The 13,277-nt window shown below is 70.8% G+C and carries 11 protein-coding genes; 5 read left to right on the forward strand and 6 right to left on the reverse strand.

Annotation, left to right across the window (positions count from 1 at the left end):
• Nucleotides 1-16: 16 nt before the first annotated feature.
• A complete protein-coding gene (locus BJ961_RS06930; protein ID WP_271320430.1) occupies nucleotides 17-691 on the reverse strand; it encodes a TetR/AcrR family transcriptional regulator in 675 nt (224 codons plus the stop codon).
• 250 nt (nucleotides 692-941) lie between these two features.
• Here BJ961_RS06930 and BJ961_RS06935 point away from each other — a divergent pair, with 250 nt between their 5' ends.
• The 4 genes from BJ961_RS06935 (at nucleotide 942) to BJ961_RS06950 (ending at nucleotide 5,418) form a co-directional block, all read left to right on the forward strand.
• Complete coding sequence (locus tag BJ961_RS06935) at nucleotides 942-1,919, forward strand: tetratricopeptide repeat protein (RefSeq protein WP_271320431.1); 978 nt, start codon at nucleotides 942-944, stop codon at nucleotides 1,917-1,919.
• Nucleotides 1,920-2,584: 665 nt separating this feature from the next.
• The gene (locus BJ961_RS06940) at nucleotides 2,585-3,226 is read left to right on the forward strand and encodes a DUF6230 family protein (protein ID WP_271320432.1); all 642 of its coding nucleotides are present in this window, start codon (nucleotides 2,585-2,587) and stop codon (nucleotides 3,224-3,226) included.
• 190 nt (nucleotides 3,227-3,416) lie between these two features.
• Nucleotides 3,417-4,001 carry a DUF6114 domain-containing protein gene (locus tag BJ961_RS06945; RefSeq protein ID WP_271320433.1) on the forward strand — a complete coding sequence of 195 codons (585 nt, stop codon included), beginning with the start codon at nucleotides 3,417-3,419 and terminating at the stop codon, nucleotides 3,999-4,001.
• Nucleotides 3,991-5,418 carry an MSCRAMM family adhesin gene (locus tag BJ961_RS06950; protein WP_271320434.1) on the forward strand — a complete coding sequence of 476 codons (1,428 nt, stop codon included), beginning with the start codon at nucleotides 3,991-3,993 and terminating at the stop codon, nucleotides 5,416-5,418. Before BJ961_RS06945 ends, BJ961_RS06950 begins: the two co-directional genes overlap by 11 nt.
• A 124-nt stretch (nucleotides 5,419-5,542) precedes the next feature.
• On the opposite strand, the gene pyk is transcribed toward BJ961_RS06950, so the two are convergent.
• From pyk to pta, 3 genes are all read right to left on the reverse strand, one after another.
• A complete protein-coding gene (gene pyk, locus BJ961_RS06955) occupies nucleotides 5,543-6,973 on the reverse strand; it encodes a pyruvate kinase (RefSeq protein WP_271320435.1) in 1,431 nt (476 codons plus the stop codon).
• Between the two features lie 73 nt (nucleotides 6,974-7,046).
• The gene (locus tag BJ961_RS06960; RefSeq protein ID WP_271320436.1) at nucleotides 7,047-8,261 is read right to left on the reverse strand and encodes an acetate kinase; all 1,215 of its coding nucleotides are present in this window, start codon (nucleotides 8,259-8,261) and stop codon (nucleotides 7,047-7,049) included.
• The gene (pta, locus tag BJ961_RS06965; RefSeq protein ID WP_271320437.1) at nucleotides 8,258-10,351 is read right to left on the reverse strand and encodes a phosphate acetyltransferase; all 2,094 of its coding nucleotides are present in this window, start codon (nucleotides 10,349-10,351) and stop codon (nucleotides 8,258-8,260) included. Before pta ends, BJ961_RS06960 begins: the two co-directional genes overlap by 4 nt.
• Before the next feature lie 220 nt (nucleotides 10,352-10,571).
• Here pta and BJ961_RS06970 point away from each other — a divergent pair, with 220 nt between their 5' ends.
• Nucleotides 10,572-11,597 (forward strand): ATP-dependent 6-phosphofructokinase, encoded by a 1,026-nt coding sequence (locus BJ961_RS06970; RefSeq protein WP_271320438.1) that lies wholly within the window; start codon nucleotides 10,572-10,574, stop codon nucleotides 11,595-11,597.
• 27 nt (nucleotides 11,598-11,624) lie between these two features.
• Here the strand turns inward: BJ961_RS06970 and BJ961_RS06975 are convergent, their stop codons facing one another.
• Both BJ961_RS06975 and BJ961_RS06980 read right to left on the reverse strand, forming a co-directional pair.
• Nucleotides 11,625-12,338: a helix-turn-helix domain-containing protein gene (locus BJ961_RS06975; RefSeq protein WP_271320439.1), complete on the reverse strand. Its 714-nt coding sequence runs from the start codon at nucleotides 12,336-12,338 to the stop codon at nucleotides 11,625-11,627.
• 98 nt (nucleotides 12,339-12,436) lie between these two features.
• A complete protein-coding gene (locus BJ961_RS06980; protein ID WP_271320440.1) occupies nucleotides 12,437-13,276 on the reverse strand; it encodes a carbohydrate ABC transporter permease in 840 nt (279 codons plus the stop codon).
• Nucleotide 13,277: the final 1 nt, after the last annotated feature.

Consider the following 13,277-nt stretch of genomic DNA (forward strand, 5'->3'; position numbering starts at 1 on the left):
CGTGTCCCGATGGGCGTCACCAGGGGGCGCCGCCCCCTGGACCCCCGCCCTGCGCCCACCCTCCGGCCGACTCGGCCGGCCGAGAGGTGAGGCCCCACAGCAGGACCTGGGTCAGGCTCCGCACCCAGTCCCCGCTCGCGGCCTCCGCGCTCACCAGGGTGCGGTGCACCACCGCTCCCGCGACCATGTCGAAGATCAGGTCAGCCGTGCGGGCCGCCTCCGCGGCGTCCGGCTCCGGCGGCAGTTCGCCGCGGTCCTGGGCCCGTGCCCTGCCCTCCAGCACCAGGCGCTTCTGCCGCTCGACGATCGACGTGCGGATGCGCTCGCGCAGCGCCGCGTCGTGCGTGGACTCGGCGACGACCGCCATCAGCCCGCTCTTGGCCTCCGGCCGGGCCAGGATGGCCGCGAACTGGAGCACCACGCCCTCGATGTCGGCGGCGAGGGAACCGCGGTCGGGCAGCTCCAGCTCGTCGAAGAGCTCCCCCACCGCGTCCACGACCAGCTCGTTCTTGCCCGCCCAGCGGCGGTAGAGCGTCGTCTTGGCAACCCCGGCCCGCGTCGCCACGTCTCCCAGGGTGAGCTTCGACCAGCCCAGGTCCACTAGGGCGTCCCGCGTCGCGGCCAGGATCGCGGTGTCCGCCGCGGCACTGCGCGGGCGTCCGGCACGGCCGGCGGGGCTGCTGCTCTGCATGCCCCGACCTTAACCGGCGGGTAACACGCGGGCGCCCGTGAGAGAGATCACCGGGGCGGGGTGTTCCGGAGGGCGGTCCTGGTATTACGCTACGACGCGTAGCGAAAGCGCGGGTCACCCGCGCCCAGCGACGACCACGGGCGTGGGGTGGGGACCCGACGCCAACAGCACACACGCGGAACAGCACACATCCGGGCGGGCTTTCGACCCGGTTTTCACACGCGCGCGCAGGACGGGGGAGGATAGACCCATGCAGCCACGGAACATGTCCATGAGCGGGGTCGTCGACCTCGCCGCGGTGAAGCAGGCCCAGGAGGCCAAGGCGAAGGCGGAGCAGGCGCGCGCCGAAGCGGCCCGGAGCGGCGGCGCGGGCGCCGTCTCCCCCGCAGACCTCGTCATCGACGTCGACGAGGCCGGCTTCGAGAGCGATGTCCTGCAGCGGTCCACCGAGGTCCCGGTCGTCATCGACTTCTGGGCCGAGTGGTGCGAGCCCTGCAAGCAGTTGAGCCCGGTCCTGGAGCGGCTGGCCGTCGAGTACAACGGTCGGTTCCTCCTCGCCAAGGTCGACGTCGACGCCAACCAGATGCTGATGCAGCAGTTCGGTGTCCAGGGCATCCCGGCCGTGTTCGCGGTCGTCGCCGGACAGGCGCTGCCGCTCTTCCAGGGGGCCGCCGGCGAGGCGCAGATCCGCCAGACCCTGGACCAGCTGATCCAGGTCGGCGAGGAGCGCTTCGGTCTGACCGGCCTCGTCGTCGACCCCGAGGCGGAGCCCGGCGCCGCGCAGCCCGACGCCGACGAGCGTCCGGCCGGACCGCACGACGCGGCGCTCGAGGCCGCCGTGCAGGCGCTGGACGCGGGCGACCTGGGTGGCGCCGTCCAGGCGTACAAGAACGTCCTGGCCGAGGATCCGGGCAACACGGAGGCCAAACTGGGCCTGGCCCAGGCCGAGTTGCTCCAGCGGGTGCAGAACGCCGACCCGCAGAAGGTCCGCCAGGAGGCGGCCGACAAGCCGGGTGACGCCCAGGCGCAGATCGCCGCCGCCGACCTGGACCTGGTGGGCGGTCACGTGGAGGACGCCTTCGGACGCCTCATCGACGCGGTGCGCGTCACGGCCGGCGACGAGCGCAACGCCGTACGGGTGCGGCTGCTGGAGCTGTTCGAGGTGGTCGGCGCCGACGACCCGCGGGTGGCCGCGGCCCGCAGGGCGCTGGCCCGCGCCCTGTTCTAGGAGGCGTCCCCGGGGGGTGGTCCGGGCGGCTGCCGTACGGGCGGCCGTGACCGTTCACCGGGGTGTTGCCCGTGTGAAGGAGCTGTCGACGAGGCGTCAGTGCGGCCGCGCTTTACCAAAACTTGGTAATCGCGGCCGCTGTTACTGCCAGTAAGTCGACTGCGTCGATCTGTCGGACTTCGTCCGCCGATCAATAGTTTTGTTCCGCGCCAAAGGCACACCCAGCGTCGCCGTTCGGGGCCCGTGTGTCGTTCCGTGGCGACCCGGCCGTTACCAGCGAGTAACGAACCCCCTTGTGTCGACGGCGAGAATGCACCACGATCGGCGACGCTCGGTCCATTCCCGTACCCCGAAAGCCAGTCGGGTCGCGGGGGTTCCTGGGTCCCCACCGAGCAGGGCCGGCGGCAGTGGTGCCGGCTCTTGGGCAGGGGGGTCTTCGCTCATCCGGCGAAGCCTGTCCAGCAGGGTTGTGCGTGATGTGTGTCAGGCGCGACCAGTGGTTGTCGCTCGGGGGTGATCGCCGGTGAATCGGTCGCGCAGCAGTGCCGCCGAGGACAGGCGCTCTCCTTCCCGAGGACGTAGCACTTCTCCCATCCCTGCCAGGCCGAGCCGCCGAACCGGAGGCGGGCCGAGGCCAGGAGATGTACGTCCGAGAAGGAGGAAATATGGAGTCCCAGGTGCGTGGCGGGACCAGATGGAAGCGGTTCGCCTTGGTGATGGTGCCCAGTGTGGCCGCCACTGCGGCTGTGGGTATTGGACTGGCACAAGGTGCGCTCGCGGCGTCGTTCAGCGTCTCCGGCCAGGAGTTCAAGGTCAGCGCCGAACATCTTGAGGGGTGGGGCTTCGCCCAGTACGGCGGGATCGACACCACGTACACCTCGACCGAGGGCGACAAGAAGGTGCAGCGCCCGGTCGCGATCTCGTCGTTCGACCGAGCCGAGATCACCAAGATGTGCCAGTCGGTCAAGACGGAGATTCCCTTCATAGGGAAGACGATCTACCTCCGTCTTGAGGCGGGTCCGAACGAGGGCCGGAAGGTGGAGGCCAAGAACCTCTACATCGACGTCGCTCAGCTCGACGCCGATGCCACCTTCGAGGACATCGACATCGGTGTGGCCGCCGGGGACAAGTCCCGCGGTCCGGCGGTGAAGGACTCGAGCGTCAAGAAGGGCGCCTTCGCCCAGCAGGCGAGGAAGGCCGACCTCGTCGGGGTCGAGCAGACTGCGTGGGCGACCACGGCGGGCACCTTCAAGCTCAGCGGCCTGTCGATGCGTCTCGGTACGGACTCCAAGATGGAGTGCTTCTGACGGTCCCCGTCACTGAGGTGACCTCGGCCGGCTGAGTGGCCGAGGAGGGGTGGGGAGGCACGGCCTCTCCACCCCTCACACACCCGGCCCGCCGCTCCGCGGCGGTACGGGCCAGACTCAGACACTTCCGGCTTCTCCATGCCTAGGCCGAGCCGATTTGTACGTTCACCGGACCAGGGAGCTGTTTTCCATGAGTGCCGAGACTCCGGTCCAGAGTGCCGGGAACTTCACCCGGCTGCGGCTGCGATTCCGCGCCTGGCGGGGCGGCCGACCGTTCTGGGCGGGACTTTTCACCCTGCTTGGCGGGGTGCCCATCGCCTATTTTCCGTACGCCACACTGAAGCTGGGCAACATGTCCATCGCCATGGCGACCACCGCGGGAGCGGCCTCGCTGATCATCGGCGGGCTGCTGGTCACGCTGGGCCTGACGATGTGGTTCCAGACGGCCACACGCATCTTCGCCGGTGTCGCGGCGATCCTCCTGGCCCTGGTCTCCCTGGTGGTTTCCAACATCGGAGGCTTCCTGATCGGTTTCCTGCTGGCCCTGTTCGGCGGGGCGCTGGCCATCTCGTGGGCTCCCGGCAAGCCGAGGCCTGAGGAGCCCGGGCGGACGGACCCCTCCGATGGGCCCGTGGACGAGGGCGTGGAGAGGGATGTTTCGCGAAATACTCCCGTCGAGCCGGGGCAGCTCCGCGAACCGCACGAGACCGGCGACGGCGGGGAGGCGGGCGGCGCCCGGGCCGAAGTCCACGACGGGGGGCACCGTGTCGGCTGACGAGGTCCGCGACGAGAGAGTCGGCGCATCGGGGCCGGTGCGGACGGGGCCGCGTCACGCGGCGCCCAGGAAGCCGCTGTTCACCAGGTTCCACGTACCCCCCGGCAAGGCGATAGCCCTGGCGGCGATGCCCACGGCGATCCTCATGGGGCTGGGTCTCACCCCGACCCTCGCGCTCGCGGACGGCAACGACCAGGGCACGCCGTCGGCCAACAGCCTGACGGCCGAGGAGTACCAGGCCTGCGTCGAGGCGATGGCGGGTGCCGACAAGGACGCGTCCGCCTCGCCCACGCCCTCCGCGACCGACGGGGCCGACGAGGGCGAGGACGACGCCAAGGAGCCCGACCCCTCGGCCTCCGCCGGGGACGCCGGCAAGGACGCGGACAAGGACAAGAACGAGCCTTCCTCACCCTCGTCATCCCCTTCGTCCTCTTCGTCGGATTCAGGTTCCGACGACAAGGACGGCGAGGACGCCAAGGACGGCAAGGCCGCCGACCCCGCCCCGAGCCCCTCCGCGTCCCAGGGCCAGGAGGCGGCCGGTGCGAGCGCCGCGCAGCCGTCGCCCTCCGAGTCGGAGAAGGGCGGCCTGCTGGACGGCATCGGCGACGCCCTGGAGGACTTCTTCACAGGCGGCAAGAAGGCCGACGAGGAGAGCCCCGGCCCCACGCCGACCCCCTCGGCGTCCCAGAACGCGGGCGACGCCGCGTCCGGCCCCGTGAAGGAGACCACCGACAAGGTCACCGGCACGGTGAAGGACACCGTCGACGGCGTGACCGACGGCGTGACCGACGGGGCGTCGAAGGCGGCCGAGGACACCAAGGGCACGGTGGACGAGGCGGCCGAGAAGGCCAAGGAGGCCGAGGAGAAGGCCGAGGAGGAGGCCGAGGACGCCACCGCGTCGGCCGACCCGAGCCCGTCCGAGAGTTCCACCACGGACCCGGAGGACTGCCCGGCGGCCACGGACGACGTGGGCGGCGTCGACAACACGCTGGCCGTGCCCGAGGACCCCTGGTACCTGGAGGCCAGCTCCCTCACGCTGAAGGGCGCCTCCTACAAGGGGATCGTCGAGGTGCGGACGGCCTCGGGGGCCACGAAGAAGGTCCTGAAGTACGTCATCTCCAAGGGCACCGACATCGGCGACCTGCACCAGATCGTGAAGGACGACACGACCGGCAAGACCCACCACGTGCAGGCGGCCAAGGGCTCGACGTCGACCATCACCGACGGCGACACGGTGATGTACACGGAGAGCATCTCGGGCAACCTGCTGGGTCTGATCCCGATCACCTTCGACCCCGAGCACCCGCCGCCGCTGGACATCCCGCTCATCTACTTCACCAAGGTGAAGGTCGTCCAGGCCGGCCAGTTCGGCGGCACCCTGCACATCCCCGGACTGCACCAGTACGTCACCGACTGAAGCGCGGACGAGCCCGCACGGGCCCGGCCGGAGCCGCGAACGCCGCTGAGGGCGCCCCCTGCGACAGGGGGCGCCCTCAGCGCCGTACAGAAGAAGCCGTACGGAATCGGTGTGCGGGAGACCGTCAGCCGCGGCGGGTCTCGCCCAGGTGGTGCACGCGGACCATGTTGGTGGTGCCGGGCACGCCGGGGGGCGAACCGGCGGTGATCACGACGATGTCGCCGTCGTCGAAGCGGCCCAGGCGCATCGTCTCCTGGTCCACCAGGTCGACCATCTCGTCGGTGCTGTTCACGAACGGCACCACGTGCGGCTCCACGCCCCAGCTGAGCGTCAGCTGGTTGCGGGTGGACTCGTCGGTGGTGAAGGCCAGGATCGGCTGGCAGGCGCGGTAGCGGGACAGCCGGCGGGCGGTGTCGCCGGACTGGGTGAAGGCCACCAGGCCCTTGCCGCCGAGGAAGTCGGCGATCTCGGCGGCGGCACGCGCCACCGAACCGCCCTGCGTGCGCGGCTTCTTGCCCGGGACCAGCGGCTGCAGGCCCTTGGAGAGCAGCTCCTGCTCGGCGGCGGTGACGATCTTCGACATCGTCTTGACGGTCTCGATCGGGTACGCGCCCACGCTCGACTCGGCGGACAGCATCACCGCGTCGGCACCGTCCAGGATCGCGTTGGCCACGTCGGAGGCCTCGGCGCGGGTCGGACGCGAGTTGGTGATCATCGACTCCATCATCTGGGTCGCCACGATCACCGGCTTGGCGTTGCGCCGGCACAGCTCGATCAGGCGCTTCTGCACCATGGGGACCTTCTCGAGCGGATACTCGACGGCCAGGTCGCCACGGGCCACCATGACGGCGTCGAAGGCCGCGACGACGCCCTCCATGTTCTCCACCGCCTGCGGCTTCTCCACCTTGGCGACGACGGGAACGCGGCGGCCCTCCTCGTCCATGACGCGGTGCACGTCGGCGACGTCCTTGGCGTCCCGGACGAAGGAGAGGGCGACCATGTCGCAGCCCATGCGCAGCGCGAAACGGAGGTCCTCGACGTCCTTGTCGCTCAGCGCGGGGACGTTGACCGCCGCACCGGGCAGGTTGATGCCCTTGTGGTCGGAGATGACGCCGCCCTCGATGACGATCGTCTTCACCCGGGGGCCCTCGACCTCGGTGACCTTCAGCTCGACGTTGCCGTCGTTGATGAGGACCTGGTCGCCCTTGGTGACGTCGCCGGGCAGGCCCTTGTACGTCGTGCCGCAGATCGTCCTGTCGCCCGCGACGTCCTCGGTGGTGATGGTGAACTCGTCACCGCGCACCAGCTCGACGGGACCCTCCGCGAAGGTCTCCAGGCGGATCTTCGGGCCCTGCAGGTCGGCGAGGACGCCCACGGCCCTGCCGGTCTCCTTGGCGGCGGCCCTGACCCGGTCGTAACGCCCCTGGTGCTCGGCGTGACTGCCGTGGCTGAAGTTGAAGCGGGCCACGTTCATGCCGGCTTCGATCAGCGAGACGAGCTGCTCATGGGAGTCGACCGCGGGGCCGAGAGTACAGACGATTTTCGAACGGCGCATGGGGCGATCCTATCGGTTTGTTTCGGCGCGGAATATTCCGTCTGGCGGAAAATACAAAAGGGCGGGATGCCGCTCAGGTGAGATTCCCCGAATCCTTTACCAGCGCGTAGGTCTGTGTCGCGATCTCCATTTCCTCGTCCGTGGGCACCACGGCCACCGCCACCCGCGCGTCCGCGGGCGAGATCAGCCGCGCCCCGTCGCCGCGTACGGCGTTCAGCCCGCCGTCCACCGCCAGGCCGAGCCCCTCCAGGCCCGCCAGGGCGGCTTCCCGCACCGGCGCCGAGTTCTCGCCCACCCCGGCGGTGAAGGCCACGGCGTCCACCCGCCCGAGAACGGCGTAATAGGCGCCGATGTACTTCTTGAGCCGGTGAATGTAGATGTCGAAGGCGAGCGCCGCCCGTTCGTCGCCCGCGTCGACACGGCGGCGGATCTCCCGCATGTCGTTGTCCCCGCACAGCCCGATCAGACCACTCCTCTTGTTGAGGAGAGTGTCGATCTCGTCCGCGGACATTCCGCCAACACGCATCAAATGGAAGATGACGGCCGGGTCCGTGTCTCCCGAGCGCGTACCCATCACGAGCCCCTCCAAAGGCGTCAGCCCCATGGAGGTGTCCACGCACCGCCCGCCCCGCACGGCCGAGGCGGACGCCCCGTTGCCCAGATGCAGCACGATCACGTTCACGTCCTCGGGCGCCCGGCCCAGCAGCCTCGCCGTCTCCCGCGACACGTACGCGTGCGAGGTGCCGTGGAAGCCGTAGCGGCGGATCCGGTGGGCGTCGGCGGTCTCGACGTCGATCGCGTAGCGGGCCGCGGACTCCGGCATCGTCGTGTGGAACGCGGTGTCGAACACGGCGACCTGCGGCAGGTCCGGGCGCAGCGCCCGCGCGGTGCGGATGCCGGTGAGGTTCGCCGGGTTGTGCAGCGGGGCGACCGGGATGAGCCGCTCGATCTCGGCGAGCACGGCGTCGTCGACCACGGTCGGCTCGGTGAAGCGCAGACCGCCGTGGACCACCCGATGCCCGATCGCGGCCAGCTCGGGGGAGTCGAGGCCCAGGCCGTCCCGGTCCAGCTCGGCCGCCATGGCCTTCAGCGCGGCGTCGTGGTCGGGCACCGACCCGTTCCGCTCGCGGCTCTCCCCGTGCGCCGGGGAGTGCTGGAGACGGGAGCCGGACTCGCCGATCCGCTCGACGAGGCCCACCGCCGGCCGACTGCCGTCGCGCATGTCGAGCAGCTGGTACTTCACCGACGAGGAGCCGGAGTTGAGGACGAGGACTCGGGTGCCGGTCACAGGTCGGACGCCTTCTCGCTCGGGGACTGCTGGGCCTGGATCGCCGTGATGGCGACGGTGTTGACGATGTCCTGCACGAGCGCGCCCCGCGACAGGTCGTTGACCGGCTTGCGCAGCCCCTGGAGCACCGGGCCGACCGCGATGGCGCCGGCCGAGCGCTGCACCGCCTTGTACGTGTTGTTGCCGGTGTTCAGGTCGGGGAAGATCAGCACGCTGGCCTGCCCGGCGACCGCCGAGCCGGGCATCTTGGTCGCGGCCACGGACGGCTCGACCGCGGCGTCGTACTGGATCGGCCCCTCGATGCTGAGGTCCGGGCGGCGTGAGCGGACCAGCTCGGTGGCCTCGCGCACCTTGTCGACGTCGGCGCCGCTGCCGGACGTGCCCGTCGAGTACGACAGCATCGCGATCCGCGGCTCCACCCCGAACCGCGCCGCCGTCGCCGCCGACTGCGTCGCGATGTCGGCGAGCTGCTCGGCGTCCGGGTCCGGGTTGACCGCGCAGTCGCCGTAGACCAGGACCTTGTCGGCCAGGCACATGAAGAAGACCGAGGAGACGATCGCGGCGTCCGGCTTCGTCTTGATGATCTCGAAGGCCGGGCGGATCGTCGCCGCGGTCGAGTGCACCGAGCCCGACACCATGCCGTCGGCGAAGCCCTCCTGCACCATCAGCGTGCCGAAGTAGTTCACGTCGGAGACCACGTCGTACGCCAGCTCCACGGTCACGCCCCTGTGGGCGCGCAGGGCGGCGTACTTCTCGGCGAAGGAGTCGCGCAGCTCGCTGACGGACGGGTCGATCAGCTCGGCGCCGGCGAGGTCGATGCCCAGGTCGGCGGCCTTCTTGCGGATCTGCTCGATGGGACCGAGCAGCGTCAGCTCGCACACGCCGCGGCGCAGCAGCACCTCCGCCGCGTGCAGCACCCGCTCCTCGGTGCCCTCGGGCAGGACGACCCGGCGCAGGTCGGAGCGGGCCTGTTCGAGCAGCTTGTGCTCGAACATCATCGGCGTGACGCGGTCGCCGCTGGGCGCGGAGACCCGCCGGCTGAGCTCGGCGGTGTCCACGCAGCGCTCGAACAGGCCGAGGGCGGTCTCGGCCTTGCGCGGGGCGGCCGCGTTGAGCTTGCCCTCCAGGGAGAACAGCTGCGCGGCGGTGGGGAAGCTGGTGCCCGGCACCGAGAGCACCGGTGTGCCCGGGGCCAGCCGGGCGGCGAGGGTGAGGATGCCCTCGCCGGGCACCTCGTCCAGGGTCAGGAGCACGCCGGCTATCGGCGGGGTGCCGGCGCTGTGCGCGGCCAGCGTGCCGACCACCAGGTCGGCGCGGTCGCCCGGGGTGATCACCAGGCAGCCCGGGGTCAGGGCGGCCAGCAGGTTGGGCAGCATGGCCCCGCCGAAGACGAAGTCCAGCGCGTCGCGGGCGAGCCCGGAGTCGTCGCCGAGGACCACCGTGGCGCCGAGGGCGTGCGCGATCTGGGAGACCGTCGGTGCGGAGAGGGCGGGCTCGTCCGGCACCACCCAGCACGGCACCGGCAGCCGGTGCTCGACCCGCTCGGCGATCTCGTCCCGGTCCTCGCGGGCGACCCGGTTGGTCACCATGGCCAGGACGTCGCAGCCGAGCCCGTCGTAGGCGCGGAAGGCGTTGCGGGTCTCGGCGAGCACCGACTCGGCACTCTGCCCGCGGCCGCCGACGACGGGGAGGACGGAGGCGCCGAACTCGTTGGCGAGCCGCGCGTTCAGCGACAGCTCGTCCGGGAACTGGGTGTCGGCGTAGTCGGTGCCGAGGACGAGGACGACGTCGTAGTCCCGCGCGACCAGGTGGAACCGGTCGACCAGCGCGGACACCAGTTCGTCCACGCCCTGTTCGGCCTGGAGGGCGGACGCCTCCTGGTAGTCCATGCCGTACACCGTCGCCGGGTCCTGCGAGAGCCGGTAGCGGGAGCGCAGCAGCTCGAAGAGCCGGTCGGGCCCGTCGTGGACCAGGGGACGGAAGACGCCGACCCGGTCGACCTGCCGGGTCAGGAGTTCCATGACCCCCAGCTCGACGACCTGACGGCCGTCGCCGCGGTCGATACCGGTCACGTACACGCTGCGCGTCACGCAAGCTCTCCGTTTCGTCGGGCCGGGCGTTTCGTCTTCGTCGGGCCGGGCGTTTCGTCGGGGGGCACAACCCTCTTGACAGTACCTCCGGCGATGGTTAAGGCGCCCGTCAGCGCTGCTCGGCGGCGGCAGTCGTCCCGCCTGCCGTCCACCGGCGTCCGGGCCGTGGAACAATTGGCTCGGCTCACCGGTGTCAACAGCGAGCAGGAGACACAGCACGATGCGTATCGGAGTTCTCACCGCAGGCGGCGACTGCCCCGGCCTGAACGCAGTGATCCGGTCGGTCGTGCACCGAGCGGTCGACAACTACGGCGACGAGGTCATCGGCTTCGAGGACGGCTACGCGGGCCTGCTGGACGGCCGTTACCGCACCCTCGACCTCAACGCCGTCAGCGGCATCCTCGCCCGCGGCGGCACCATCCTCGGCTCCTCCCGGCTGGAGCGCGACCGGCTCCGCGAGGCCTGCGAGAACGCCGGCGACATGATCCAGAACTTCGGCATCGACGCCCTGATCCCGATCGGCGGCGAGGGCACGCTCACGGCCGCCCGGATGCTGTCCGACGCGGGTCTGCCCGTCGTCGGCGTGCCGAAGACCATCGACAACGACATCTCCTCCACCGACCGCACCTTCGGCTTCGACACCGCCGTCGGCGTGGCCACCGAGGCGATGGACCGCCTCAAGACCACCGCCGAGTCCCACCAGCGTGTGATGGTCGTCGAGGTCATGGGCCGGCACGCCGGCTGGATCGCCCTGGAGTCCGGCATGGCCGCCGGCGCCCACGGCATCTGCCTGCCCGAGCGCCCCTTCGACCCCGCCGACCTGGTCAAGATGGTCGAGGAGCGCTTCGCCCGCGGCAAGAAGTTCGCCGTCGTCTGCGTCGCCGAGGGCGCCCACCCCGCCCAGGGCTCCATGGACTACGGCAAGGGCGCCATCGACAAGTTCGGCCACGAGCGCTTCCAGGGCATCGGCACCGCCCTCGCCTTCGAGCTGGAGCGCAGGCTCGGCAAGGAGGCCAAGCCGGTCATCCTCGGCCATGTCCAGCGCGGCGGCGTACCCACCGCGTACGACCGTGTCCTCGCCACCCGCTTCGGCTGGCACGCGGTGGAGGCCGCGCACCGGGGCGACTTCGGCCGGATGACGGCGCTGCGCGGCACGGACGTCGTGATGGTGCCGCTGGCGGAGGCCGTGACCGAGCTGAAGACGGTGCCGAAGGACCGGATGGACGAGGCCGAGTCGGTCTTCTAGGCGGCGAGGGCGCCGCTCACGGGTTGCTCACGGGTGCCGTTGCACCGCCGTCCAGAAGTGGTCCACGATCCGGTCGAGGAAGTCCCGGCCCCCGGCGCTGGAGCCGGCCGCGCCGCCGCCCCAGCTGAGGGTGGCGGCCATGCGCCCCTGGTAGTCCTGGTGCAGTACCTGGAGGACGTTCTCCAGGACCCGCCGGTCCAGCGGGGCGAGCTTGCCGATCGGGCGGACACAGCCCTGCCAGCGGGTGGTCACCGCGCTCGTCAGCAGCTCGGCCAGCTTCTCCTCGCGCCCGGTGACGGTCACGAAGTCGGGCAGCGAGAGGCCGAGCACGTTGGCGAGCTGGGCCGACTGCCGGTCGGTGCCGCGCCAGTCGTCCGCCTCCTCCATCCGCTGGTAGGCGGGGAGCCCGAGCCCGACCGCACGCGCCACGTCCTCGGGCGCCAGACCGCGGGCGGCGCGGTGCTCGCGCAGGGACTGCGGCCGGCCGATCAGCTCACCGGGCGAGCACCACAGCACCCCCGCGAGGGCCGTCAGCTCGGGCCCTACGGGGGAGACCGTCCCCCGCTCCCAGGCGACGACGTGGTCGGGGGTGACGTACGGCAGTCCGTACGAGACCCGTATGCCGTGGGCGACGTGCTCGGGTCCCATGTTGAGGGCGGCACGCAGCCGGCGGGCGGCGAGGGCGTTGAACGGGGGACCCGACTGGCTCGGGTCGGCTGAGGGTCGGCGCACGCGCCACACCGTAGGGGCACGGGGCGGCGCTGGCTACGGACTGTTCGGCCAGCGATACGGATTGTAGGAACATACGGGCGCGAGGTGGACCCCCGTGTGTCCCGCGCTCACCCCTTCACCGCCCCGCCCAGCGCGAATCCCCCGCCGAGCCGCCGGGAGATCAGCACGTACAGCAGGACGACCGGCGTCGAGTAGACGATCGAGAACGCCGTCAGTTGCCCGTACGCGACCATGCCCCGGTTGCCGAAGAAGTCGTTGATGCTGACCGAGGCGGGCATCTGGTCCGGGGAGAGCAGCAGCATGAAGGGGACGAAGAAGTTCCCCCACATCATCACGAACGAGAAGACGGTCACCACCGCCACGCCCGGTCCCATCAGCGGCAGCACGATCCGCAGCAGCGACTGGAAGGACGACGCCCCGTCCGTCCAGGCCGCCTCCTCCAGTTCCTTCGGCACGCCGTCCATGAAGTTCTTCATCAGCCAGATGGCGAAGGGCAGTTGCGAGGCGGCGAAGAAGAAGATCGTCCCCTGCATGGTGTCGATCATGTTCACCCGCACGAAGAGCGCGTAGACCGGCACCATGATCGCGGTGATGGGGAGGCTGGTCGCGAACAGGATCGTCAGCAGGAACGGCCGGTTCAGCCGCGACCGGAACCGGGAGAGCGGATACGCCGCCAGCGCCGCGCACACCACCGTCAGCAGCGTCGCCCCGCCGCACAGGATGAGGCTGTTGAGCAGCGGGGTGAAGGTGATCTCCGGGGTGAGGACGGCGTCGAAGTTGTCCAGCGTGACCCCGTCGGGGACCTTGACCCGCAGGCTCGCGTGCGGGTCGAGGGCGGACAGCACCACCCAGGCCAGCGGCAGCACGAAGGCCGCGGCCACCACCAGCAGCCCGGCGTCGGCGGCGGTGCGGCGCCGGTTGCGCCGGGCGGCGTGGGTGTGGGCCATC

Source organism: Streptomyces lienomycini (assembly GCF_027947595.1).
GTDB classification, from domain to species: domain Bacteria; phylum Actinomycetota; class Actinomycetes; order Streptomycetales; family Streptomycetaceae; genus Streptomyces; species Streptomyces lienomycini.